Annotated in this window: 23 protein-coding genes; 20 read left to right on the forward strand and 3 right to left on the reverse strand. The window is 45.2% G+C overall.

Annotation, left to right across the window (positions count from 1 at the left end; genetic code table 11):
• Nucleotides 1-29 precede the first annotated feature (29 nt).
• The 4 genes from thrS (at nucleotide 30) to AC1DOV_RS12555 (ending at nucleotide 3,377) form a co-directional block, all read left to right on the forward strand.
• The gene (gene thrS / locus AC1DOV_RS12540) at nucleotides 30-1,967 is read left to right on the forward strand and encodes a threonine--tRNA ligase (protein ID WP_477550097.1); all 1,938 of its coding nucleotides are present in this window, start codon (nucleotides 30-32) and stop codon (nucleotides 1,965-1,967) included.
• A gap of 60 nt (nucleotides 1,968-2,027) precedes the next feature.
• Entirely contained in the window at nucleotides 2,028-2,621 is a 594-nt protein-coding gene (locus tag AC1DOV_RS12545) for a 3D domain-containing protein (RefSeq protein WP_477508995.1), read from the forward strand.
• Nucleotides 2,622-2,682: 61 nt separating this feature from the next.
• The gene (locus tag AC1DOV_RS12550; RefSeq protein ID WP_477508994.1) at nucleotides 2,683-2,811 is read left to right on the forward strand and encodes a hypothetical protein; all 129 of its coding nucleotides are present in this window, start codon (nucleotides 2,683-2,685) and stop codon (nucleotides 2,809-2,811) included.
• A gap of 182 nt (nucleotides 2,812-2,993) precedes the next feature.
• Entirely contained in the window at nucleotides 2,994-3,377 is a 384-nt protein-coding gene (locus AC1DOV_RS12555) for a hypothetical protein (protein WP_339204396.1), read from the forward strand.
• Nucleotides 3,378-3,445: 68 nt separating this feature from the next.
• On the opposite strand, the gene AC1DOV_RS12560 is transcribed toward AC1DOV_RS12555, so the two are convergent.
• On the reverse strand, nucleotides 3,446-4,741 hold the full coding sequence (locus AC1DOV_RS12560) for an ammonium transporter (protein WP_441960593.1): 1,296 nt from the start codon (nucleotides 4,739-4,741) through the stop codon (nucleotides 3,446-3,448).
• Between the two features lie 263 nt (nucleotides 4,742-5,004).
• Here AC1DOV_RS12560 and liaF point away from each other — a divergent pair, with 263 nt between their 5' ends.
• The 11 genes from liaF (at nucleotide 5,005) to serC (ending at nucleotide 17,798) form a co-directional block, all read left to right on the forward strand.
• Complete coding sequence (liaF, locus tag AC1DOV_RS12565; RefSeq protein ID WP_441876812.1) at nucleotides 5,005-6,024, forward strand: cell wall-active antibiotics response protein LiaF; 1,020 nt, start codon at nucleotides 5,005-5,007, stop codon at nucleotides 6,022-6,024.
• A gap of 7 nt (nucleotides 6,025-6,031) precedes the next feature.
• The gene (locus AC1DOV_RS12570; protein ID WP_430060077.1) at nucleotides 6,032-7,045 is read left to right on the forward strand and encodes a sensor histidine kinase; all 1,014 of its coding nucleotides are present in this window, start codon (nucleotides 6,032-6,034) and stop codon (nucleotides 7,043-7,045) included.
• Between the two features lie 17 nt (nucleotides 7,046-7,062).
• Nucleotides 7,063-7,728, forward strand: a complete 666-nt coding sequence (locus tag AC1DOV_RS12575) for a response regulator (RefSeq protein WP_076267598.1) — start codon at nucleotides 7,063-7,065, stop codon at nucleotides 7,726-7,728.
• 75 nt (nucleotides 7,729-7,803) lie between these two features.
• A complete protein-coding gene (locus AC1DOV_RS12580; protein WP_076267599.1) occupies nucleotides 7,804-8,217 on the forward strand; it encodes a YugN family protein in 414 nt (137 codons plus the stop codon).
• 192 nt (nucleotides 8,218-8,409) lie between these two features.
• Entirely contained in the window at nucleotides 8,410-10,098 is a 1,689-nt protein-coding gene (locus AC1DOV_RS12585) for a S1C family serine protease (protein WP_441876817.1), read from the forward strand.
• Nucleotides 10,099-10,182: 84 nt separating this feature from the next.
• Nucleotides 10,183-10,875, forward strand: a complete 693-nt coding sequence (locus AC1DOV_RS12590; RefSeq protein ID WP_076267601.1) for a response regulator transcription factor — start codon at nucleotides 10,183-10,185, stop codon at nucleotides 10,873-10,875.
• A gap of 4 nt (nucleotides 10,876-10,879) precedes the next feature.
• Nucleotides 10,880-12,403 (forward strand): sensor histidine kinase, encoded by a 1,524-nt coding sequence (locus tag AC1DOV_RS12595; RefSeq protein WP_441876821.1) that lies wholly within the window; start codon nucleotides 10,880-10,882, stop codon nucleotides 12,401-12,403.
• A gap of 37 nt (nucleotides 12,404-12,440) precedes the next feature.
• On the forward strand, nucleotides 12,441-13,421 hold the full coding sequence (locus AC1DOV_RS12600) for a 4-hydroxy-3-methylbut-2-enyl diphosphate reductase (RefSeq protein ID WP_339204386.1): 981 nt from the start codon (nucleotides 12,441-12,443) through the stop codon (nucleotides 13,419-13,421).
• Nucleotides 13,422-13,718: 297 nt separating this feature from the next.
• On the forward strand, nucleotides 13,719-14,780 hold the full coding sequence (aroF, locus tag AC1DOV_RS12605; RefSeq protein WP_076267604.1) for a 3-deoxy-7-phosphoheptulonate synthase: 1,062 nt from the start codon (nucleotides 13,719-13,721) through the stop codon (nucleotides 14,778-14,780).
• A gap of 290 nt (nucleotides 14,781-15,070) precedes the next feature.
• On the forward strand, nucleotides 15,071-16,495 hold the full coding sequence (glnA, locus tag AC1DOV_RS12610) for a type I glutamate--ammonia ligase (protein WP_076267605.1): 1,425 nt from the start codon (nucleotides 15,071-15,073) through the stop codon (nucleotides 16,493-16,495).
• A 217-nt stretch (nucleotides 16,496-16,712) separates the two neighbouring features.
• Nucleotides 16,713-17,798: a 3-phosphoserine/phosphohydroxythreonine transaminase gene (gene serC, locus AC1DOV_RS12615; protein ID WP_477508989.1), complete on the forward strand. Its 1,086-nt coding sequence runs from the start codon at nucleotides 16,713-16,715 to the stop codon at nucleotides 17,796-17,798.
• Between the two features lie 99 nt (nucleotides 17,799-17,897).
• On the opposite strand, the gene AC1DOV_RS12620 is transcribed toward serC, so the two are convergent.
• Nucleotides 17,898-18,620, reverse strand: coding sequence for a response regulator transcription factor (locus AC1DOV_RS12620; protein WP_076267607.1), 723 nt, complete (start codon nucleotides 18,618-18,620; stop codon nucleotides 17,898-17,900).
• Nucleotides 18,621-18,769: 149 nt separating this feature from the next.
• On the opposite strand from AC1DOV_RS12620, the gene trmL reads away from it, so the two are divergent.
• From trmL to AC1DOV_RS12635, 3 genes are all read left to right on the forward strand, one after another.
• Entirely contained in the window at nucleotides 18,770-19,234 is a 465-nt protein-coding gene (gene trmL, locus AC1DOV_RS12625) for a tRNA (uridine(34)/cytosine(34)/5-carboxymethylaminomethyluridine(34)-2'-O)-methyltransferase TrmL (RefSeq protein WP_339204382.1), read from the forward strand.
• A gap of 176 nt (nucleotides 19,235-19,410) precedes the next feature.
• Nucleotides 19,411-19,659 (forward strand): AbrB/MazE/SpoVT family DNA-binding domain-containing protein, encoded by a 249-nt coding sequence (locus AC1DOV_RS12630; protein WP_054023539.1) that lies wholly within the window; start codon nucleotides 19,411-19,413, stop codon nucleotides 19,657-19,659.
• Nucleotides 19,660-19,999: 340 nt separating this feature from the next.
• Nucleotides 20,000-21,196 carry an aminotransferase-like domain-containing protein gene (locus tag AC1DOV_RS12635; RefSeq protein ID WP_477550098.1) on the forward strand — a complete coding sequence of 399 codons (1,197 nt, stop codon included), beginning with the start codon at nucleotides 20,000-20,002 and terminating at the stop codon, nucleotides 21,194-21,196.
• Here the strand turns inward: AC1DOV_RS12635 and AC1DOV_RS12640 are convergent.
• Nucleotides 21,180-21,905, reverse strand: coding sequence for a DUF2161 family putative PD-(D/E)XK-type phosphodiesterase (locus AC1DOV_RS12640; RefSeq protein WP_477550099.1), 726 nt, complete (start codon nucleotides 21,903-21,905; stop codon nucleotides 21,180-21,182). The genes AC1DOV_RS12635 and AC1DOV_RS12640 overlap by 17 nt on opposite strands.
• 242 nt (nucleotides 21,906-22,147) lie before the next feature.
• On the opposite strand from AC1DOV_RS12640, the gene AC1DOV_RS12645 reads away from it, so the two are divergent.
• The gene (locus AC1DOV_RS12645; protein WP_339204377.1) at nucleotides 22,148-24,043 is read left to right on the forward strand and encodes a PrkA family serine protein kinase; all 1,896 of its coding nucleotides are present in this window, start codon (nucleotides 22,148-22,150) and stop codon (nucleotides 24,041-24,043) included.
• A 662-nt stretch (nucleotides 24,044-24,705) separates the two neighbouring features.
• On the forward strand, nucleotides 24,706-25,713 hold the full coding sequence (locus AC1DOV_RS12650) for a globin-coupled sensor protein (RefSeq protein ID WP_076267612.1): 1,008 nt from the start codon (nucleotides 24,706-24,708) through the stop codon (nucleotides 25,711-25,713).
• The last annotated feature ends 54 nt before the right edge of the window (nucleotides 25,714-25,767 follow it).

Below are 25,767 nucleotides of genomic sequence, written 5' to 3' on the forward strand. Positions count from 1 at the left end.
CTTACGGACAAAATGGAGGATGAACCAAAATGACAATTCAAATCACTTTGCCAGATGGCGCGGTAAGAGAATATGCGGCTGGCACAACTATTGAAGAAGTAGCAGGCTCGATCAGCTCGGGTTTGCGTAAAAATGCGATTGCCGGAAAAATCGATGGCAAAGTAGTTGATGTATACACACCTATCGAGAACAATGCTGCAATTGAAATCGTTACAGTAGATTCAGCAGACGGCCTTGAGGTATACCGCCATAGTACAGCCCACTTGCTGGCACAAGCGATCAAACGGATATACGGCAATGCTAATGTTAAGCTTGGAATTGGTCCAGTAATCGAAGATGGCTTCTACTATGATATTGATATGGAGCAATCGTTGACGCCTGAGGATCTTGTAAAGATCGAGAAGGAAATGGAAAAAATCGTTCAGCAAAACATCGACATTCGTCGTCGTGTAGTTAGCAGAGACGAGGCGCTTTCGATTTTCACTGAGCTTGATGATAACTTGAAGCTGGAGCTTATTCGTGATCTTCCAGCTGATTCGGTTATTACGATGTATGACCAAGGGGAGTTCTTCGATCTATGCCGTGGACCGCATTTGCCATCTACAGGCCGTATTAAAGCCTTTAGACTGCTTAGCGTAGCAGGTGCCTACTGGCGCGGAGATTCCAAAAACAAAATGCTGCAGCGTATTTATGGAACAGCTTTCCCTAAGAAAGCACAATTGGATGAGCATCTTCACTTCCTCGAGGAAGCTAAAAAACGCGATCACCGTAAACTAGGCCGCGAGCTAAAAATGTTTACATTCTCACGTGAGGTTGGCCAAGGCTTGCCGCTATGGCTGCCGAATGGCGCGAAGCTTCGCAGAACAATGGAGCGTTATATCGTGGATCTTGAGGAAAGACTGGGCTATGAGCATGTTTATACGCCAGTGCTTGCAAATGTGGAGCTTTATAAAACCTCCGGTCACTGGGAGCACTACAGCGAGGATATGTTCCCAAAAATGATTATGGACAACGAAGAGCTTGTTCTTCGTCCAATGAACTGTCCACACCATATGATGGTGTTCAAAAGCGACATGCGCAGCTACCGCGACCTGCCTGTTAGGATTGCTGAGCTTGGCACAATGCACCGCTATGAAATGTCAGGCGCGCTTACAGGCTTGCACCGCGTACGTGCCATGACGCTAAATGATGCGCATATCTTCTGCCGTCCGGATCAAATCAAAGAAGAATTTGCACGCGTGGTTAACTTGATCCGCAAAGTGTATGAAGATTTCGGAATTAAAGAGTATCGTTTCCGCTTATCTTATCGTGATCCTAAGGATACAGAAAAGTATTTCCAAAATGATGAGATGTGGGAAATGTCACAGCGCATGCTGCGTGAAGTGGTCGAGGAGCTGGAGCTTCCATTCTTCGAGGCTGAAGGCGAAGCTGCATTTTACGGTCCTAAGCTTGACGTTCAAATTAAAACGGCGCTTGGCAAAGAAGAAACGTTGTCGACTGCACAGCTTGATTTCTTGCTTCCTGAGCGTTTCGAGCTTGAATATGTCGGCGATGATGGCAAGAAGCACCGTCCGGTCGTTATCCACCGCGGCATTATAAGCACGATGGAAAGAATGACAGCTTTCTTGCTTGAGAACTTTGCTGGCGCGCTTCCATTGTGGTTGTCGCCAGTACAGGCGAAGGTTATTCCGGTATCGACTGCCTATGAGGAGTATGCCCGTAAAGTTGCCGAGCAGCTGCAAGAAAACGGCATTCGTGTAGAAAGTGATTTGCGCAATGAGAAGCTGGGCTACAAAATTCGTGAGGCTCAGCTGGAGAAAGCGCCTTACATGCTCGTAGTGGGCGAGAATGAAATGCAGGCTGAAGCCGTCTCCGTAAGGAAACGCGGTGAAGGCGATCTTGGCGCTATTCCAGTTGCAGAGCTGATTTCGCAGCTGCAAAAGCAGATCGCAAACAAAGAACAATAATAAATAACGCATAAAGCTTGAGCCATCGGGGCATTATTCTTCTGAGGAGGAAGTACCCAGATGGCTACAAGCTTTTTTTATATTCAAAAAGGATTAACGGCATTGCTGCTCCTAACTGTTATCGTAATCGGTTTAGATACAAAGGGCGGCGGTACGGTTCATGCTGAAGCATCAGCACCTGAGCAAAGCCCTGTTGCAAGCAAAAGCGACAACCTGGGCAAGTCAGAGGCAGCTGCGCGCACGAAGCCGAAAAAGGTTGAAGTTGTTGCTACAGGCTACACAGCTGGCGTAGAATCGACCGGTAAACGGCCTGGGCATCCACAATACGGAATCACCTATTCGGGCGTAAAGGTACGCAGGGATCAAGTCTCAACGATTGCGGCGGATACGAGGCTGTTTCCCATTGGGACGCTGCTCTATATACCTGGCTATGGCTATGGCGTGGTGGCTGATACGGGTTCAGCGATTAAGGGAAAACGCATCGACTTGTATTTTGAAACGATCAAGCAGGTGTATGAGCAGTGGGGCAAGCGCACCGTTCATGTAGAGGTGCTGCGTATGGGAACGGGCAAGCTTTCGCAGGCATGGCTGAACAAAATCAACTTGGCTATAGAGGCTGGAAAGCCTATTCCGCAGACGTATTTAGAATCGTAAATGAGTCGTATAATAAGCGGCAAGAATGCCATACTATCAATGAAACGGGGAGGTGAATACAATGGCTAAAAACAAAAACAACAAAGCCCAAAACAATCAATACAATGCAGAATTCGCAGAAGAGTTTAACCAAAATAACGCTACTAACAAACAAGCGGCAAACAATGCTCAGCAAAAAGCTGAGAAGTAATATTTTTTTGCTATGCCATGAGAAGGAAACAAAGGGGAACCGTTATCGGTTCCTCTTTTTATTTATCCTCTGCTCATCAAACCGTTATTTTGATCTAATAAAAAACAGTTTTCAAATGACCTCGGTTTGTTGTATGATTACATATGTAAGAAATAATAACATGACAAGACAGGTGAATACTCATGACAGATCCGATCATTCATTCAGGCTTTGTAATTGCTGCCCATCATCGTAAAGCGGGCGAGGTTTTACCTTTTATTGATGCTTACGTTGCTAAGAAAGAGCAGGAAATAGCTGAAATTGAACAGATGGTTGAGCGTTATGAGAAAAGAAGGCTGATGGAAGACCGCGCGTATCAATCGATGTCTACACTTCGAAGAATGCTGACTGGCAGGAAGCCAGATCATCATCTGGCCGTTGAATATATTCATTTTGTAAGAAAACCGATGGAGAAGGTTCGTGCGCTCCGTCTGGAAATCGAAAGTGCTCGCTCCATCAAAAATGTATCGGCTCCAAGCGATATTGTAACGGTATCCTATGAGCTGGCCAATGAGATGAACGATTAATGGAATGATCATTCTAAATAATAGCAAAGAACCGTCCAGGCCATTCCGGCTTGGGCGGTTCTTTATGTTTATTTGCTGTTTTTTAAGCGATCATAATCGAGGAAATCATGCTCCTGGCTGTATGCGGGAACACCGTGAATGCCAACATCGAGGCCGATGAGCTCCTCATCCTTGGAGACACGGACGGGCATAATTTTGCGGATCAGCCATAGTGCGCCCCAAGTTAAAGCGAAGCCCCATAAGGAAACCATTACGAGCCCTAATGCTTGAACGCCGAGCAAGTTGAAGCCTCCGCCATAAAATAAACCGTAGTAGCCCTTGCCTACGCCCTCGGTTAGCTCGGGAAGTGCGAATAAGCCGACTGCAATAGTTCCGATGCTGCCGCTGACGCCATGTACGGCAAAGGCGCCGACTGGATCGTCGATCTGCCTGCGTTCGAGCCATTCAGTGACCAGCACCATCGCGATGCCGGATACTGCGCCGATCCCAATTGCAGCGATGTCAGATACGAATGCACAGCCAGCAGTAATGCCTACGAGGCCGGCGAGTGAACCATTGATGACCATTGGTGGATCTGCTTTCTTGTAGCGGAACATCGTAAACAGGATACATGTTGCGCCCCCTGCAGCTGCCGAGAGCATCGTTGTAATCGCAATATGTCCGATTGAGCCGTTTGTAGCGCTAAGTGTGCTGCCTGCATTAAACCCGAACCAGCCAAACCATAGAATGAACGCACCTACAGAAGCAAGCGGCAAGTTGGAAGGCGGAACGATATTGGCTTTGCCGTCTGGACTGAACTTACCGATTCTCGGACCAATGAAAATGGCTGCGGCAAGAGCGGAGAAACCTCCTAAAGCATGAATGACAGCAGAGCCTGCAAAATCGATCATGCCAAGCTTGCCAAGAAAGCCGCTGCTTGACCATACCCAGTGTCCGGCTAACGGATAAATGAAGCCGGTCATTGCAATAGTGAGTAAAATATATGCTCTAAAATTTATTCTTTCCGCTACTGCGCCCGACACGATTGAAATGACGGCTATAACGAATGCGCATTGGAATAACCAAAAGGTTTCGTGCGTAATATTTAGTTTTATGTGAGACAGGTCTCCGTTGATGAGAAAGCCGGTCGTTCCGATTATTCCGCCTGCGTCCTGCCCATACATGAGTGCGAAGCCAAAAAAGTAAAAAACGAGTGCGCCGAAAGCGATGTCGACAAAAACCTTCATGATGATGCTGACGGCATTCTTTTGCCTGACAAATCCTGCTTCAAGCAATGCGAAACCGCCCTCCATGAGCAAGATCATGGCTGCTGTCAAAACGACCCAGATGGTATCTAGTCCTTTTGACAGTTCGATAACGTCCATTTCTTCATCTCCTATTCCTAATATTCATGCATAGCGGTCTCTATTTTCTTAATCCGTTCATCATTATAAATATTAGACGTTAACAATGTCAACGCTCTGCGTTATGTTTCGTGACGCATGTTAGGTTTAAAATGGATAGAATCAACAAAAGCTCAGTCTAGAGACTGACTAACAATTCAATCGGTCGTCCCTTTTTCTATTGCATGTTGTCCGTTATACTAAGAATATCAAACGACGATGGAATCGTAAGGAGCTGGTGCCGCATGAACGGAAACTTCGCAAACCGGTTATTCACCGGGTTAATCATCATTGCAGTTGGCGTCTTGTTTTTACTGAATCAAACGGGTCATGTGGCCTTTGATATTGGAGATTTATTTTCTACCTATTGGCCTGTAATCATTATGATTGTAGGTATTCGCGGATTGTTGTCCAGCAGAACGTACGGCTCGGGTTCGAGCTGGTGGGGCGCGATTGTCCTATTAATCGGATGTGTATTTTTGGGACGCAATTTAAACTTGTTCTCATGGTCTATTGGCGACATCATTCCTTACATTTGGCCAATAGTTGTGATTTTAGTCGGGATCAATATTATTTGGAGACCAAGATCAAAACGCCAAACTCCGCCAACAGATGATTGGAAATCATACCGCCCTTACACAGATGAAGCGTCTGTTCCGCCAGCGCCGCCTCTTCACCCTGATCCAACGAAGCAGCCTGCGGACACGCACACTAAGGAAGAGAAGCAGGAAAGCGCATCAAACAAACCATATGATGATTTTTCTGCCACCAAGAAAGAGTATAAGGAATGGAAAAATCACCATAAATCAGAATACAAAAAAAATGAAAAAGAATGGAAACGAAATCATAAGGAGCATGTGGAATGGTGGAACCATAATGATTCCAATGTGCAGAATCGTTCCGGGTTTATCGGGGATATTCATATCGGTCATGATTATTGGGATTTAAAGCCGCTTAATATTTCCCATTTCATCGGTGATACCGTGCTTGATTTAACAAAGGCACAAGTATCCATGGGCGAAACCAAAATTCATGTATCTTCATTTATAGGCGATGTAAAGGTATATGTTCCGAATGATTATGAAGTAGGCGTACAGGTTGTATCAAGCGCCTTTATTGGCGATGTGAAGGTGCTTGGCCAGAAAGAAGGCGGATTGTTTACGAATATCAATATTCAATCGCCAACTTATCAGGAAGCTAACAAAAAAATTAAGTTGGTCGTCAGCACGTTTATCGGAGATGTTCGTGTTACAAAGGTAGGGTGATTCGAGTATGATGGTTCGGTTTTTGAGGAGCGGAAAGTGGGAGCTCATCGGAATGTTTGTCATCGCATCAACTGTGTCTCTAATACTTGGAGCGGTGGTCTGGAATGGCCTCTTAGATGAAGTCAATAAGACGGAAGTGCGCCTAGGGGCTGCCTCCGTCTTCCTCCTTGTCAGCGTGGCGTTCGGTTACTGGGCGGCACAGCGCATTGGACGCCGAATTGATACGCTTCATTTATCGCTAAAGCAAGCATCAAACGGCAACTATGGCGTTCGGATTACTGAGGGCGGTCATAATTCATTTAATGAGGTTTATCGTGAGTTTAATGAGCTCGCTCAGCAGATGGAAGAAAAGATGAAATGGCTGCAAGTACGCGGTGAAGAGTATGTGATGACGGAGTCTGCCTCTAATGAAGCGGCAGTGCTCGAGGAGCGAAAGCGTTTGGCTAGGGATTTGCATGATACGGTAAGCCAGCAGTTATTCGCTATCCATATGTGCGCTTCATCGCTTCCAAAGCTGCAGCAGGTTGATCGCGAACGAGCGGATTCTGTGCTCGAGCAGCTCGTCAATATGTCTAATTTGGCTCAGAAACAAATGAGGAATTTCATCGCTCAGCTGCGGCCTATGGAGCTTGAAGGTCGAACTTTATATGAAGCGCTTGATAAGTGGTTCCCTGATTATTGCCGCCAAAACAATTTGCAAGGTGAGCTGGAATGGCGCTTGAAGGAGCGTTTATCCGAAGCGAAGGAGCATCAGCTTTTTCTTATCGTCCAAGAAGCGATGGCGAATATCGTAAAGCATGCAAGCGCAAAGGGCTGCACGCTGACAATGGCAGATACGGAACGGCAGGTTAGCATGATTTTGCAGGATGATGGAGTTGGCTTCAAGGTAGATGAGGTGAGACGCGGCTCATATGGACTGTCTACGATGCAGGAGAGAGCACAGAAGCTTGGCGGTGCAGCCGAAATTTGGAGCAAGTCTGGGAGCGGGACGAGGGTAAAGGTTACGATACCAAAAATGTAGCGGGGAGAGCATGAATAATGAATGCATCTGAACTAATAAAAGTAATGATCGTGGATGATCATGATATGGTAAGGACGGGCCTTCGAACTTATCTAATGCTGGAGCCAAAACTTCATGTCATTGCAGAGGCGAGCAATGGACAATCAGCAATTGACTTGCTGAAGGCTAGCTCGGACGAAAATAGACCTCACATTATTTTGATGGATCTGATGATGCCCGGCATGGATGGCATTGAGGCGACAAGGGCGATTATCTCGCATTTTCCTGATATGAAAATCGTAATGCTGACCAGCTTCCTCGAAGATGACAAGGTTTATGGTGCGATAGAGGCTGGCGCTGTCAGCTACGTGCTCAAAACCGTTTCTGCAGAAGAGCTTATTTATGCGATCAGCGGCGCATTCAAAGGAATGCCGGTCATGACTGCTGACGTATCGCAGGCGTTAACGAGAGGCTTAAGACAGAAGACCGCTCAGTCTGGTGATGAGGGGTTAACGGAACGTGAGAAGGAAGTTCTGCTGCTTATTGCAGATGGACAATCGAACAAAGAAATTGCAGAAGAGCTGCATATAAGCGTAAAAACAGTGAAAACACATGTCAGCAATTTATTGATGAAATGCGAGCTTGACGACCGGACACAGCTTGCCGTGCTGGCCCATCGCAAGGGCTGGGCTAATCGCACATAAAGGTGGAAATGGAAGGGTATACTACCTACTAGCAAAAAGAGATTAGAAATAAGCTAGTGCAAAGGAGACGCCTTCATGATACCCATTTCGTCCGTGCTGGAATCACGGGAGCAACATTTCTTAGAAACGAAAGAGCTGCTGGAGTCGCAGCAATTCACGCTTGGCGGCAACTGGGAGTATGCTGCTGGTTCCTTTGACCGCGCGCTTGATGATGCGAATAAGATTTGGCTTCGCATTCCTTTTGAAGTCATTGCTGGTCATATTGATGTTGGGGAAAAAGATAATGAAGCGAGGATTATACTTGGTACACCGTACGTACTTAAGCATGAGTATAGAGAAGGTAATGATCCGGAAGCATCGGTACGTGTAGTCGGAGCGCTGTTTGATCAATTCCAATCACCGTCAAATCCAGATGCTGAAGTAGAACCACAGTGGATTGATCGCGCAAAAGAAACATTAAATGAAGTAGAGCAGCTTTTTCCGCATTGATTCACATCGTAAAAGCACTCAAAAAAAACGCTGCCAAAATCATTTGGGAGCGTTTTTTTTATTTCTGTTTAAATTCCTTTTAAGTTTGTTTTAAGGTAGAATGTGCATGATAGAACTATATCAAATAACATGTTTCCGGATAGAATACCAATTGGACTCATGATGCAATAAGATTCAAGGAGGAGAACGTACATGGACGATCAAAACAACAAAAAGGGATTTGACGACTTTTTCCGCAAAAATGAAGAGGGACATGGCTCAGCTGATAACAGCGAAAGCGCAAATGACTCCGCGCAGCCTATTTCAAATGAGTCATCGGAGCAGCCGGCAAAGCCATCTTATTATTATTCGTATGGGCCGTATAAGGCGAATTCTCAAGAAGGCGGGAATCCTTCAGCTTCTGGCTACGGATCGGAAAAGCCTAAGCTGATTCAAGATCAGCCATACGGCAATACACATACACACGATACGCAAGCACAGGCATCCAGTGCAGAAGAAGCGAATGTACAATCGGATTCAACGATGGAATCTGAACGGGCAAGATCACAATCGCCTATGCAATCCCAAATTCGAACGTTCACGCCGTCGCCGCAGTCCTCCAAAGGGCCATGGCAAGTAAGGGAACCGCGCCGGACTTCCTTTAAGGCCATTTTTTCATCGTTTCTAGCAGGTGTTCTTGTAGTAGGCAGCTTGATGTATACAGCGGACTTAAACAACTGGTTCACGAAAGAAGCCGCATTAACATCAAATACACAATCTAGCGGATCGGGTTCCACTGCTTCTGCGGGTACGACCAGCAACGGCGGTGCGGCTACAGTCGCGGATAGACCAGACAACATCGCTAAATTGTTCGAGACAGCAAGTCCAGCAGTAGTAAAAATCGAAACCTTCGTTAATACGGCAAAACGCAACAATAGCAACAACATGCTCGATGATTCGTTTTTCCGCCAATTTTTTGGCGATGATTACCCTGGAACGACACAGCCGGATGCAGGACAAAAGAATGAAGAAGGCAACATGCAGCAATCAGGCATCGGAACTGGGTTTTTCTTCGATTCAACAGGCTATATTTTAACGAATCAGCACGTAATCGGAGAATCTGACCAAATCAAAGTTATTGTTCAAGGCTATGATAAGCCATTCACGGCTGAATTGCTGGGTTCTAGCTATGACTTAGACTTAGCGGTACTTAAAGTAACGGGCGACAAAGCGTTCCCAACGCTTCCGCTTGGCAACTCGGATACGATTAATATCGGCGACTGGGTTGTTGCAATCGGTAACCCATACGGCTTCGATCATACGGTTACTGTTGGCGTATTAAGTGCCAAAGAACGTCCGATTGATATCCCTGATACACAGGGAGCACGTAAATACGAGCATTTGCTGCAAACGGATGCCTCGATTAACCCAGGTAACTCTGGCGGTCCGCTTCTTAATGTGAACGGTGAGGTTGTTGGCATTAATACGGCAGTAAGCTCGCAAGCACAAGGCATCGGTTTCGCGATTCCGACGAGCACGATTCAAGATGTGCTGGAAAATCTTAAAAACAACAAGACGATTCCTAAGCCAGCCGCTCCATACATTGGTGCAGAGCTGCAGGATGTAACAGCGGATATTGCGAAGCAATTAGGCATGGATAAAGTAGAGGGATCTATTGTTCGCAATGTATACTATAATTCACCAGCTTACTTGGCTGAATTGCAGCAGTTCGACGTCATCGTCGGCATTGACGGCAAGAAATACGCAAACACGCAAGCTCTTATTGATCAAATTAAAACCAAAAAAGTTGGCGATAAGATCGAGCTGAACATTTTGCGCAAAGGCAGTGCGATGAACTTGAAGGTTGAAATTGGTGATAAAAATACGTCAGGCGCTCAATAAAGCCTTACATGATGGATAGAAACAAAAAGCGCAGAGAGACAGCAGGCTCTGTGCTTTTTGCTGCAAATAGAGGGGGACATGCCGTTGAGACAGCATATTGTAGTTGTAGATGATGATGATAAAATTATTTCTTTACTTCGCAGAAGTCTAGCGTTTGAAGGTTATGAGGTAACTACCGCTTCGAATGGAATGGAAGGGCTGAAGGTGCTGCTTAAGACGGAGCCGGATCTGCTCATTCTTGATGTGATGATGCCTCAAGTGGATGGCTGGGAAGTTTGCCGCCGTGTGCGCGAGGGAGGCAGTACGGTGCCGATTATGATGCTGACGGCAAAGGATGACATCAATGACCGGGTCAAAGGGCTCGATCTTGGGGCTGACGATTATTTGGTTAAGCCGTTTGCGCTGGAGGAGCTGCTTGCGCGGACACGTGCCTTGCTGCGCCGCAAAGCAGATAAAATCGAGCAGTCAAGCAATCAACTGCTTTATGAGGATTTGATTTTGGATATGGATGCCAGAGAAGCGATTCGCTCGGGTCGCCGGATTGAGTTGACATCCAAGGAATACGATTTACTGCTGCTATTCATGGAGAATCCTCGCCGTGTACTTACGCGAGATGCAATTATGGAGAAGATTTGGGGTTATGACTTCAGCGGGGAGTCGAATGTGCTGGAGGTGTATATCGCGATGCTGCGCCAAAAGGTAGAGGACGGAGGCAAAAACCGACTCATTCAGACGGTTCGCGGCACCGGTTATGTGCTTCGCGGAGAGGCGGGTTAAGCATATGTCCATTAGGCTCAGGCTCACGCTTTGGTATTCGGGTTTGCTTGCGGTAACACTTCTTGTTTTTGGCGTTTCCATTTATGTTTTTTTAAATTGGAATACCTATTCTGATTTAAAGGAGCAATTAAAGAAACAGGATCAAAAGCTTGTCGTTAGAGGTGGAACTACTTTTTGGGATCAATATGATTTGAATTTGGGACGAGAATCCCAAATTGAAGAGAAAGATATGTATATTCAAATCGTTAATTATATTGAAGGTGCAATTAGTCAGTCAAACAATTTAAATCAATTTGGAATTGTCCTCCCTTATGCTGAAGCATCGGATAAGCCTGAGCAGGGAGTAGTCGAAAAACGTGTGGAAATTAATAAGAAAAAGTACAATATGCTGATTCACCAACGTCCTATTTATACAAATGATGGAACTTTAGTTGGCCTTCTTCAGGTTGGTGCAATCCCTTACAATGAAGAAAAATTTATGCACAGTGTTCGTACGACGCTCATTTTCGCCTCTTTAATCGTTGTACTTATCGCCTTTACTATAGGCTTGTTAATTGCACGTCAGGCACTTCGTCCAATTGAACGTGTCATTCGTGCTACAGAGCAAATTGAAAATGGTGCTGATCTCAGTGTACGGATTCCTGTCATGGGGCCGAAGGACGAGATAGGAAGGCTTGTGAGTACGTTAAACGTGATGCTTGCGCGTTTGGAGATGGCATACAATGAGCTTGATGAAGCTTACAAGGCGCAGCGCAGGTTCGTATCTGACGCGTCTCATGAGCTTAGGACGCCTTTGACAACGATTCGAGGCAATATTGAGCTGCTCGAGCGGATGTGGACGCGAGTTCGAGAGACGAATAGAGATATCGATACGGGCGAGTGGTTGCCGCTGGATTCGGATCGATGGGATATGTCCAAAGAAGCGATGAGCGATATATCTGCTGAGGCGATTCGTATGAGTACGCTCGTTAATGATCTGCTTGCGCTTGCGAGAGCAGATGCGGGTTATACGATGGAGAAGACGCCGCTTGACCTGCTGCCGCTTACAGAGGAGGTTGTGCGCAGAGCACAGCTGCTCCCGCGTACAGCTGAATGGAAGCTTGGCGATCTATCGGCATTGGATGGGGTGCGCGTCAATGCCAATCACAATTATTTGCAGCAGCTGTTATTTATTTTCATTGAGAATGCATTCAAATATACGTCGGAGGGTACGGTTGAGCTGAGTGCGGTCAGAAGGGATTTACAAATCGGCTTCGTTATCCAAGATACAGGGATTGGGATGAATCCTGATGAAATCCCGCATATTTTCGATCGTTTCTATCGAGCGGACGAATCACGGGGAGTTACCGTCGGTACAGGTCTAGGATTATCCATTGCAAAATGGATTATTGATGAGCATAAAGGCTCTGTAGAAGTGCTCACCAGCGAAGGAAATGGAACGAAGTTTACGATTTGGCTTCCAATTAGCTTTTCTGACACGTCTCATTCGTCTATAATAGTAGCAACGGATGAAATGAAGGATTCATAGCTGTTACGCATATCCGGTCAGAAAGCAGGTGCAATAAATGGAAATCGTTAGAATATCACCGCGTGGTTATTGCTATGGCGTCGTCGACGCGATGGTACTGGCTTTGCAAACGGTCAAAAACTTGGAGCTGCCGCGACCTATTTATATATTAGGTATGATTGTCCATAATGCCCATGTTACAGAAGCATTCGAGCAGGAAGGTGTCATTACGCTTGATGGTGCCAACCGACTCGACATTTTGGATCAAATCGAACAAGGCACCGTTATCTTTACAGCGCATGGCGTCTCGCCAGAAGTGCGTCAGCGTGCTCGTGACAAGGGGCTTTCCGTTGTGGATGCAACATGCCCAGACGTTACGAGAACTCATGATCTCATTCGCGATAAATCGGCGGAAGGCTATCATATTATTTATATTGGCAAGAAGGGCCATCCTGAGCCCGAAGGAGCGATCGGCGTTGCGCCGGAGCAGGTTCACCTCATTGAAAAGGAAGAGGAAATTGCTGCGCTTAATGTGCCGGAAGGGCGCATTCTTATAACGAACCAAACGACGATGTCGCAATGGGATATTCGTCATGTGATTAGCAAGCTCCTTGAGCGTTATCCTACTGCAGAGGTTCATAATGAAATCTGCATGGCAACTCAGGTTCGTCAAGAGGCGGTGGCAGAGCAGGCAGGCGAAGCGCAGCTTACGATCGTAGTTGGCGATCCGCGAAGCAACAACTCGAACCGTCTAGCACAAGTATCCGAGGAAATAGCAGGAGTGAAAGCTTACCGCGTTTCCGATGTGTCAGAGATTGAACAGGAATGGCTGAAAGGCATCGATCGTGTCGCAGTTACGTCCGGTGCGTCTACGCCGACGCCGCTTACGAAAGAGGTCATTACTTATTTAGAGCAGTACGATCATAATAATCCGGAGACATGGGAAATCCGTCGTACGGTCAATATGAATAAGCTGCTGCCTAATGTTCGAGTGAAGTCGACCCCAGCGGCAACGGCAACCGCAGAGAAACCTGAATAAATAGCTAACATGAAGAGAGAGATGAGACTAGTGATTGATGCAGAAGAAGCATCATGAATGAGTTTCATCTCCTTTTTTATTATGACGGGGTTGACGAAAATGAGTTTCTCTTGTATATTTACTTTAGCGATTAAAAGCGTAGAAGCTTAAAAGCTACGAAGCATAAAAGCTATAAAGTGGATATCCAATGAATGATGAGAAAATGAGGCGCGCTTCGTGCGATGCCATGCATTTATTAAGCAAAAGTTTGTACATTTTTTTTGCCCAAATCCCACAATAAATTTAGGAGTGATCCCTATGATCGTTATTACGAATTCAAATATTGCAGAAGAACGCATTACAGAAATTGTTGCTCATATTGAAAGAGCAGGAGTTCAAGCACATGTATCAAGAGGTACGGATCGTACGGTAATTGGAATTATTGGCAAAGCAGAACCTACGCTTGCTGAGCATTTGCGTCAAATGAAAGGTGTGGAAAACGTTATTAAAATTTCGAAATCATACAAGCTAGCAAGCCGTGACTTTCATCCGGATGATACAGTTATTGACATAAAAGGCGTGAAAATCGGCGGAAGCAATCTTGTTATAATGGGCGGACCTTGTGCTGTTGAAACACCGGAGCAAATCGACGAGATTGCTCGTTTAGTAAAAGCGGCTGGCGGACAGGTGCTGCGCGGAGGCGCCTTCAAGCCGCGCACAGGGCCTTACAGCTTCCAAGGCGTAGGCGTGGAAGGGCTTGTTATGATGGCGGAAGCGGGTAAGAAGCACGGCCTTCTGACGATTACAGAGGTCATGACGCCAGAATATGTGGATGTATGTGCAGAATACGCGGACATTCTTCAAGTAGGTACACGCAATATGCAAAACTTCGATTTGCTGCGCAAGCTTGGAACGATTCAAACGCCTGTACTGCTTAAACGTGGATTCAGCTCAACCTATGACGAGTTTTTGAATGCGGCGGAGTACATTTTGGCAGGCGGCAATCCAAATGTCATGTTGTGTGAACGCGGAATCCGAACATTCGAAACTTACACGCGCAATACGCTTGATTTATCTGCAATTCCAGTCCTTCAATCTCTCAGCCATCTGCCAGTTATTTCTGACCCGAGCCATGGAACAGGCCGTCGTGAGCTGGTTGAGCCTATGTCGAAAGCTTCAGTAGCGGCTGGCGCGAACGGATTGATCGTTGAAATGCATACCGATCCAGATAACTCGATGACTGGCGATGGGGTACAATCCTTGTTCCCAGACCAATTCGCTAACCTATTGAAGGACCTAGAGAAGCTGGCGCCGATCGTAGGCAAACAGTTTGATACGCCAAAAGCACCAGCAGAAGCCTTTGTAGAGTGGAAAATCTAACATAACATCAAAACAAACTTTGTCATCTTAGGATGGCAAAGTTTTTTGTTTTTTTTGTGTAACCGTTCTCAAAAAGCCTTATAAATAAAAGGATCTCAGCTTTTTTGATTGAGGATTTGTGAACAAACGTACAAACTTGTAAGTATACCTAACATGAGTTCAAAAAATACCTTACATAGCTATTGACGGAGATTGAGGGCTAGTTTTATAATAACCACATGGATTTGGAGCAATAATTGAACAATACTTGTTCAACACTACGCTAATGTTCGGAAATGGAGGAAATTATAATGTCAGTTCAAAATGTTTTGGACAATATTAAAGAAAACAGCATTATGTTTGTAGATTTCCGCTTCGTGGATCTTCTAGGTAAGGCTCACCACATCACGCTTCCTGCTGCTGAGGTTGATGCTGATACTTTTGTAAACGGAGTAGCTTTTGATGGATCATCAATCCACGGTTTCCGTGGTATCGAAAATTCTGATATGGTTATGATGCCGGATACAGAATCCGTATTTATTGATCCTTTCACTGATCATCCTACACTGAACGTTATGTGTAATATTCATACACCTGAAGGCGATCGTTATGACCGTGACCCACGCAGCATCGCTCAAAAGGCTGAAGAGTATCTTCAAACTACGGGTATTGGTACGACAGCATTTTTTGCACCAGAACCTGAATTCTTTATTTTCGACGAAGTTCGCTATGAAAGCACAATGAACGCATCCTCATATGTTGTTGAATCCGAGGAAGCTGGCTGGAACACGAACCGTAAAGAAGAGGGCGGAAACCTTGGTTCGAAAATTCCAGTTAAAGGCGGCTATGTTCCTGTAGCTCCTATCGACTCCCAACAAGACATCCGCAGCGAAATGGTTCGCCTATTGCAGGAATCGGGCCTTCGCGTAGAACGTCATCACCATGAAGTTGCAACTGCTGGTCAAGCAGAAATCAACTTCCGTTTTGACACATTGACAAAAACAGCCGACAATCTTATGAAATTCAAATATATTATTCACAACACAGCTCGCCAATATGGCAAAACGGCTACTTTCATGCCGAAGCCACTATTTGGTGACAACGGTAGCGGTATGCACGTTCATGCTTCTATCTTCAACGGCGATACTCCTTTGTTCTATGACAAAGGCGCTTACGCTAACCTAAGCGAAATGGCTATGCACTACATCGGCGGCGTACTTTACCACGCTCCGGCTTTGATCGCAATCACTAACCCAAGCACAAACTCATTCAAACGTCTTGTGCCTGGTTACGAAGCGCCGGTTAACCTTGTATTCTCAAAAGGCAACCGTTCTGCAGCCGTTCGTATTCCGATTGCAGCTGTAACACCTAAAGGCTGTCGTATTGAATTCCGTACACCGGACAACACAGCTAACCCTTACCTTGCATTTGCAGCGATGCTGCTTGCAGGTCTGGACGGCATCAAGCGCAAGCTTGATCCAGTAGCTCTTGGTTACGGTCCTTTCGACAAAAACATCTACGAATTGCCAGAAGAAGAGAAAAAAGAAATCCGCAGCGTTCCTGGAACGCTTGACGAGGCGCTTAATGCCCTTGAAGCAGATTCCGATTTCTTGACTGAAGGCGGCGTATTCTCTAAAGACTTCATTGACAACTACGTTGCAGTAAAACGTCAAGAAGCTAAAGCTGTTGCAATCCGTATTCATCCGCATGAGTTCAGCCTTTACTACGATTGCTAATCAATCGTTCAAGAAATATAAGAAACGGGTCCCTCTGGGACCCGTTTTTTTATGGTTTGTAAAGATAAAATGAACGAAATCCGAATGTTTATTGACAGTATTGCGTCATACGTTCGACTTTTAATTTATTTAATATGCGGAATACACTTGATGCAGCCCTTCAAAATTGCTATCATATCCATATCATAAATAAAGAAACAGAGGTGGGTATCCGAAGATGACACGAGCATTTAATTTTAATGCAGGACCAGCCGCAATACCACTTGAGGTGCTGAAGCAAGCCCAGGAGCAATTTGTTGATTATCAGGGCGCGGGGATGTCCATTATGGAAATGTCTCACCGCAGCAAAATGTATGAAGAAGTGAACAATCAATCGCAAGCCCTGCTTCGTGAATTGTTCGGAATTCCAGAAAACTATGAAGTTTTATTGCTGCAAGGCGGCGCGAGCACACAGTTTGCTATGCTTCCTCTGAATCTTCTGCAGCCTGGCAAGCCAGGCGCTTACGTCATGACAGGAGCTTGGGCTGACAAAGCGCTTAAAGAAGCGAAACTTGTCGGAGAAACGGTTATTGCTGCTTCGACTGAAGCTGACAAATTTATGCGTATGCCGACTTTGTCAGAAATTGAAGTTCCGAGCAATGCTTCCTATGTACATTTAACATCAAATGAAACGATCGGCGGAACGCAGTTCCAAGAATTCCCTGACACTGGTGATGTGCCACTAATTGCGGATATGTCCAGTGATATTTTGAGCAGACCGATTGATGTGAGCAAATTTGGCGTCATTTATGCCGGCGCACAAAAAAACCTAGGTCCATCAGGCGTTACCGTTGTCATCATTCGTAAGGATCTTATCGAGAGCAGCAACAAAACGATTCCAACGATGTTCCGTTACAGCACGCATGCGAAGAGCGGCTCGTTGTACAATACACCGCCGTCTTTCTCGGTATATATGGTGAAGCTGGTTCTGGAGTGGATCAAGGCAAAAGGCGGAGTTTCTCAGCTTGAGCAGTACAACCGCGACAAAACGAAGCTGATCTATGACGCTATCGATCAAAGCAGCGGCTTCTACACGGGCTGTGCTCAGCCGCAAAGCCGTTCGCTTATGAATATTACTTTCCGTATTCAAACGGAGGAGCTTGAGGCTCTGTTCGTTAAGGAGTCGTTGAAAGAAGGTTTTGAAGGCTTGAAGGGTCATCGCGATGTTGGCGGCCTAAGAGCTTCAACATACAATGCAGTTCCGCTTGAGAGCTGCCAGGCGCTTGCACAATTCATGGCTGACTTCCAAAAACGGAACGGTTAATAAGTAGTTTTGATTTCACGCCTATTATTGCTAGAATAGAAACAGCCTGCTTCTAATATAGAAGCAGGCTGTTTTTTGGGTATAGAAGTTATAAGTTCATTAAGCTTGGGCAAGACTGCTCTCAGCAATATGAGGACCGTTTAATTTATAACCGACATTGCGGACGGTCATAATATATTCCGGCGTACGTGCGTTTTTCTCGATCTTGTCGCGCAGATGGCTAATATGAACGTCGACGATTCGTGTGTCACCGAGGAAATGGTAATCCCAAACGCCGTGAAGCAGCTGCTGGCGGCTAAGCACTTTTCCTTTGTGGCGGCATAGGAACAATAGCAGTTCAAATTCCTTTGGCGTAAGCTCAACGGATTTGCCGTCTATGAATACTTCGCGCTGTTCAACCTGAACCTTCAAGCGGCCAATGTTGAACGTTGTGTCATCAGCAGTGCCTGGAAGCGATTGAACTCTGCGGAAAATAGCTTGAATACGGGAAACAAGCTCCTGCGGGCTAAAAGGTTTAGTCATATAGTCATCGGCACCATTATCAAGACCAGCTATTTTATCGGTTACGTCTTGAAGTGCAGTCAGCATAACGATGGGTACAGCATTGCTTTGCTTGCGCAGCTCGCGGCAAACTTGGAGTCCATCCATTTTTGGCAGCATGAGATCTAGAACAATTAAGTCGGGACGGAAAGGCTTAAGCATTTCGAATACAGCTTCACCATCACCTACACAACGTACATCATAACCTGCCAGCTTTAAGTTAAATTCAATCAACATTGAAATAGATGGTTCGTCATCCACGATCAAAATTTTTTTTCGCATGATTCAGCTCTCCTCCATGTGTTTCCGCCTATTATGGTTCTATTATGAAGGTTGAAATTATGCTTGAGATTAACGGTACGTAAAGTGGGTGTAAAAATATTCGTCATTTTCGTGTATAATAGGCAAAATGAGAGGTGAGAAACAAAACTATGCCATTTCATATTGTTTTGGTAGAACCAGAAATTCCTGCAAATACAGGTAATATTTCTCGTACATGCGCTGCAACCGGCACTATTTTGCATTTGGTAAGACCACTTGGCTTCGATACGGACGATCGTACCTTGAAGAGGGCGGGACTCGATTATTGGCATTCGGTACATATCGAGTATCATGATTCCTTCGATGAGGTGCTCGCAAGTTATCCGCAAGGCCGATTCTTCTACGCAAGTACGAAAGCGAAGAAGACGTATTCACAGTTCGAGTATCAGGATGGCGATTTCTTTGTATTCGGAAAAGAAACAAAGGGCTTGCCACAGGAGCTTATAGATGCGAATATAGAAACTTGCATTAGATTGCCGATGACGGATAAAGTGCGATCACTTAATCTGTCCAATTCAGCAGCAATTATCGTGTATGAAGCGCTTAGACAAAATCATTTTCCAGGACTCGATTAAAAATGTTAATTTATTTCTCATTTTTTGGAATTTTTTTGCTCTAATAAAAAGAATTATTGCAGGATATTAAGAAATTATTAAATTAGGAAGGAAATACTGAAGTGCCATCGAAAGACTATAACGCAGAGGTTTCTCAAAAATAGCTTGCGAAACCAGACACAGAAGAGGTGAAAGTGATGAAACCAGCAGGTGTAGTAAGAAAAGTGGACCAACTCGGACGTATTGTACTTCCAAAATCATTACGTAAACGTTATTTGATGAACGAGGGCGATCCCGTTGAAATTTTCGTCCAAGGTGACCATATCATTTTGGAGCGTTACCGTCCAAAGTGTGTTTTTTGCGGTTCAATGGTTGAAGTTCGTGATTTCAAGGATCGCTATGTTTGTGGTGTATGTATGGAAGAAATGGCAGTTCTGCAACGCTAATCAGCGTTTTTGCATGCTGTATAACGAAATGAAGCTTCCCGAGAAGAGTATTAATGCTCTTCGGGAAGCTTCATTTTTTTGTTGCGCTGGCTATAAGCGGATAAAGCAGGCTTATAGTCCTTTTGTTTTGTCGTCATTGTAAGAGCTGGTAAGCATCGCAATAATGAACAATGCAAACACAGTCATAACGATAATAAAGTTCATCTGTGGGACACCTCCAAGTATGCTGTATTTATTATAACCAACGATGGCAAAAAAGAAAACTTTAAAAGTTGTGAACACATTGTTAACATAGAGAGTATAAGCATAACAATATAGCTTGCGAGGAGGAGCAATCAATATGAATTATCGTTTTTCATCTAGAGTATCAGAGCTTAAATCTTCAGCGGTTAGGGATATACTTAAGCTGACGCAAGGAAAGGAAATGATCTCATTTGCTGGAGGACTTCCAGCTGAGGAGCTGTTCCCCGTACAAGCCGTGCGCGAAGCAGCAGATCGTGTATTTACAGCTGGAGCAAGCGCATTGCAGTATGGTTTGACAGCTGGGTATTTGCCATTGCGGGAGCAGCTTTGTGAGCGAATGGCAGTTAAGCAAATGCATGTTAATCCAGATCAGATGATTCTGACGACAGGATCGCAGCAGGCGATTGATTTGCTCGTTGGCGTACTTACAGAGCCTGGAGATGTAATCTTGGTTGAGAAGCCAACTTACTTGGCAAGTTTGCAAGTCTTTGCTCTTCATGGTTTAAAAGTAGTGGCAGCGGAGAGTGATGAGCATGGAATCATTCCTGAGGATGCAGAGCGTCTTATTCGCGAGCATCGTCCGAAGCTGCTGTATGCTGTACCGACATTCGGCAATCCTACGGGACGTGTATGGAGCGTTGAGCGAAGGAAGAAAATACTTGCTCTCTGCAAGCAAAACGAAATGCCAATTATAGAAGATGATCCTTATGGTGACATAAAATTTGATGAGAGCGAGCAATTCCCTACACTGTTCTCATTAGAAGGACAAGTAGAGGGCGGCGCTGTTTTTTATACGAGTACGTTTTCTAAAACGGTAGCACCTGCGCTGCGGTCAGGTTGGGCTATCGGAGACAGCGAAGTCATCAACATGGTAGCCAAAGCTAAGCAAGCTGCCGATCTACACTCGAGTACGATCGATCAACAAATATTAAGTCAATTGCTTAAAGGGTTTGATCTCGATGATCATATCCGTCTTATTTCAAAGTCATATGGCGAGCGTATGCTTGAGATGCATGGTCTCCTTGAGCGCCAGGCAATAGAGGGCGTCACTTGGGTAAAACCGAAAGGCGGCATGTTCCTATGGCTGGAGCTACCTTACGGGTTGGATGCAGAGGCGCTCCTGCGGTGTGCGGTTCAAAAAGGGGTTGCGTTTGTGCCAGGCAGCTCTTTCTATGCCGATCATCCACAGCGCAACACTGCAAGGTTGAATTACACGTATAATACAGGAGCGCGTACAGAACAAGGCGTATTGCGGTTTGTTGAAGCGATCGGTGAATTTACGGGGCGGAGCTAACCGTTGCTGACCATTCAGCGATAACATTGCTATATTCAGATAATGCAGCCGCGCCCTCAGGGCGCAGGCTGTATTTGCCGCGTTCAATGCGATCAAACCAGCCGTAATAATTGCTGCGCAGCGTTTCGCCGCTGCGTCTATAGCCTGTAATGGCTGCGACCTCACGCGGAGCTAGTGGTCCCGAGGTGTGAAGCGCATAAGCACAGCGCAGAGCCTTCTCGCGGTATGCTGTAACAAGCTTGCGGCCAGCACTGCCGCCGACGTTATAGTCGCCGCTGCGCTCCTTAAATTCGGTCAGCAGCTGTGCTTGCTTCTTGCGCCTTACTCCGCGAAGCGGCGGATCGCCCGGCTGACATAACCAATCGATGACCGGCGTCTTTGTTTTATAGAAGGTGACGGTCATAAATCCGAGTCCAAGCATTCGGCACAGTTCAGTCAAATCGCCAAAGCGCTGGTTGTGCGCTCCGCTTTTCGTTCGATTGCGTTCAACCGCCAGCACGACATGGCTATTTAATCGAAGACGTTCAACCCCTTGCAAAAGCAAGGCGAGATTGAATGTTTTTTTCATTTCGACAATTATCGTATCGGCTCGCTCAGGATGAATAGCGACCAAATCGCAATGAAGGACCTCGCTTTTTACTGCATAACCAAGCTGCTCATAATACTTTTTTATAGGTTTGTAGAGCTCTTCTTCGCGTGCTACTGCCACGTTTGCTAACTCCTCTCCACGTTCATTTCCATTGATGCTTATGAATCATTATAGCAAAGGATTTTGCGCACTTGTCGTTTTTTGATGGATGAAGGACAAAAATAGTGTGCAATTATCTCCTCGAATAAGCATAGGAATGTAATACCTCAATAAAAGTTGGCACCACTCGATAGAGCGTCTAGAGACAAATCCCGGGCGTAGAATGATAAGTGGAATGCGGAAGCGATGGGAGGAGGCACGGTATGGACATTTTCAAGCGAATATCGGAGTATCAGGCTGAGAGCGAGAAACTTGCTTGGACAGGAACATTCAAGGATTACGTTGATTTGTTAAGGAAGGACCCGTCCCCGGCCATGACAGCACATTCTCGCGTTTATGAAATGATTGAATCTCATGGGGTGGAAGATGTTGGCGGCAACAAGCAGTATAAATTTTTCGATCAAGAAATTTTTGGGCTGGATCGTGCGGTAGAGAAGCTGGTTGAAGAATATTTCCATTCATCAGCTCGCAGGCTGGAGGTTCGCAAACGGATTCTATTGTTAATGGGTCCGGTCAGCGGAGGAAAGTCCACAATCGTTACGATGCTCAAAAAAGGACTAGAGAAATTTTCCAGAACTGAGCGTGGAGCCGTTTATGCGATTAAAGGCTGCCCGATGCATGAGGATCCGCTTCATCTTATTCCCCATGAGCTTCGGCTTGATATTGAAAAAGAGCTCAGTGTTCGAATTGAAGGGAATCTATGCCCTTCATGCCAAATGAGGCTTACGACGGAATACAGCGGCGATATTGAAAACGTACTCGTTGAGCGGGTGTTTATTTCTGAGGATAACCGTGTTGGTATTGGCACATTCAGCCCATCCGATCCGAAGTCACAAGATATTGCCGATCTTACAGGAAGCATCGATTTCTCGACGATAACGGAGTATGGATCTGAGTCCGATCCTCGCGCCTATCGTTTTGACGGTGAGCTTAATAAGGCAAATCGCGGATTGATGGAATTTCAAGAAATGCTCAAGTGTGATGAGAAGTTTTTATGGAACTTGCTCTCATTGACGCAGGAAGGCAACTTTAAAGCAGGCCGATTCGCTTTGATCAGCGCGGATGAGCTTATTATTGCTCATACGAATGAATCGGAGTACAAATCGTTCATAAGCAATAAGAAAAATGAGGCCTTGCATTCCAGGATGATCGTTATGCCGGTCCCTTACAATTTGCGAGTGTCCGACGAAGAAAAAATTTATAAGAAGCTAATCGCGCAAAGCGATATGCGCCATATCCATATCGCACCGCATGCGCTGCGTGCTGCTGCCATCTTCTCCATCTTAACGAGGCTGAAGGAAACGAAGAAGCAAGGCATGGATCTTGTGAAGAAAATGCGGATGTACGACGGCGAGGAAGTAGAAGGGTTCAAGGAAGCAGATTTGAAGGAAATGCAAAACGAATACTTAGAGGAAGGCATGACAGGTATTGATCCGCGCTACGTCATTAACCGAATTTCCAGCGCGCTTATTAAGCAGGATACACAATGTATTAATGCGCTTGATGTTTTGCGTGCGCTTAAGGAAGGATTGGATCACCATCCATCCATTACGAAGGATGAGCGTGAACGCTACCTGAATTTTATCTCGGTGGCCCGCAAGGAATACGATCTGCTCGCGAAAAAAGAAATTCAGAAGGCATTCGTATATTCCTATGAAGAATCTGCCCGTACTTTATTTGAAAATTACTTGGATAACATTGAATCGTATTGCAACTGGGCAAAAATTAAAGATCCGCTGACAGGCGAAGAGATGGATCCGGATGAGCGCCTCATGCGTTCCATCGAGGAGCAAATTGGCGTCTCCGAAAATGCGAAAAAAGCGTTCCGCGAAGAGATTTTGATTCGAATCTCGTCTTATTCGCGGAAAGGGAAAAAGTTTGATTTTACAAGTCATGAGCGGTTGCGCGAAGCCGTTGAGAAGAAGCTGTTCGCTGATCTGAAGGATATTGTGAAAATAACGACGTCTACAAAAACACCGGATGAGAGTCAATTGAAGCGAATTAATGAAGTAACGAAACGTCTTATGGATGAGCATAGCTACTGCTCGGTATGTTCAAATGAATTGCTTCGTTATGTAGGAAGCCTGCTCAATCGATAAAAAATTGCCCGGAGTATTAGAGAAGTGGGTGTCTCAAAAGTCATAAATGACTTAGGGACGCCCCTTCTTCATTTTGTAAAACCATATTTCTTTGTTTTGATGCTATTTTGATAAGTCTCCAACACCATTTTCCTCGATCTACGTCCAGCTATCCTGCACAATTGCAGGAACTTCGCCCTTTTTTAGCTGTGTTGGATACTTATGTTGTATTTATGCAATAATTTGCAATATGATCTGCCATTTTAGCATTTAAAGAGTGCTTACACTGTAGGAAATACAGTATAGCTACACGTAAGTATGAGAAAGATGCCGCTATCCTGCGAATATGCAGTATAGAAAATAATTAAGGACAATGTAGAAGTGCATACTTGCCGGATTAGAAAAGGGGATATTCAAAAAGGGTAAACTTGTGTGAGAGAACCCCAAAGTATATGCAAAAGAACATTCAAAACCACTATGAAATTGAATCTGAAGGTTCTTTTTTGCTAGCATACTGCTTGAAAAGTGGAGGCTGAATGATTCGGAAATTGCTTTACGGACAGCCCCATTTCTTTTCTTCCTCTAGGTTTAAAAAGAATTTGAGATGATCATACTGTTTCTTGAATATTTTCCGATATAATAGGTAATAGTGGTCTACTATATACCGAAGGAGTCGGGCTATTTTGATTAATTTATCAGCAGAGCGCAAGAAGCAGATTGAATACACGGGCATTACGGAGCAGGATCTCAAAATTTTAGCGGAATGCAAGCCCATTTTTCAAAATATTGTCCATGAAGTGGTCGACCGGTTTTATGAAAGCATAGGCCAACAGCCGGAGCTTGTAGCTATTATTTCTAATGTAAGCACCATTGAGCGTTTGAAGGAAACGCAGATATGGTATTACATGTCGCTTACCGAGGGGGTAATCGACCAAGCTTACATTGATAACCGCATAAAAATAGGCGCTGTTCATTCCCGAATTGGATTGACGACGGACTGGTATTTGGGTACATATATGACTTATCTGGACATATCGACGAACGTACTGAAAAGAGTTCTTCCTGAACGCTGGAAGGATGTTGTGCATGCTTTGACGAAATTGTTCAATCTGGACTCGCAATTCGTGCTTGAAGCTTACAATCAGCATGAACAGAAAAAAATTCAAGAGCTGGCAGACAATCGTTCCATCATGCTGACGACTGTTACGAGTGCTGTGCAAGAGCTTGCTTCACTTATGTTTGAACTGGACGAGGGTGCACAATCGATTGCGGCAACTGCGATTTCGACTTCGCAATCTCAGGATAAGACGCATACACTATTAGGTGAGCTTCGTGAAGAGCTTGAAGGCATTAACGAAATGGGAACTTTGATTCGAGGCATATCGGATCAAACGCATTTGTTAGGTCTTAATGCTGCGATAGAAGCTGCGAGAGCTGGCGAGAATGGGAGAGGCTTCGAAGTTGTTGCGAATGAAGTGCGCAAGCTGGCCGCTTCATCAAGGAACGCACTTGAAGGGATACAGTCAAAGCTTGAGGAAATCGATAAGAAGCTATCCGCAGTGCGCCTTGAATCGGAGCAAACCTCGGTTGAGGCCCGTAATCAAGCAGCTCGATCCCAAGAACTGGCTTCATTCGTTAATATGGTTGATAAAGTTACAAAGGATTTGCAGCAATTAAACCAATCCGAATAGGTAATGCAGCTCAGAAAAAGCAGGAATTCTCTCATTTGAGGGTTCCTGCTTTCG

Source organism: Paenibacillus sp. 01T47 (assembly GCF_056398245.1).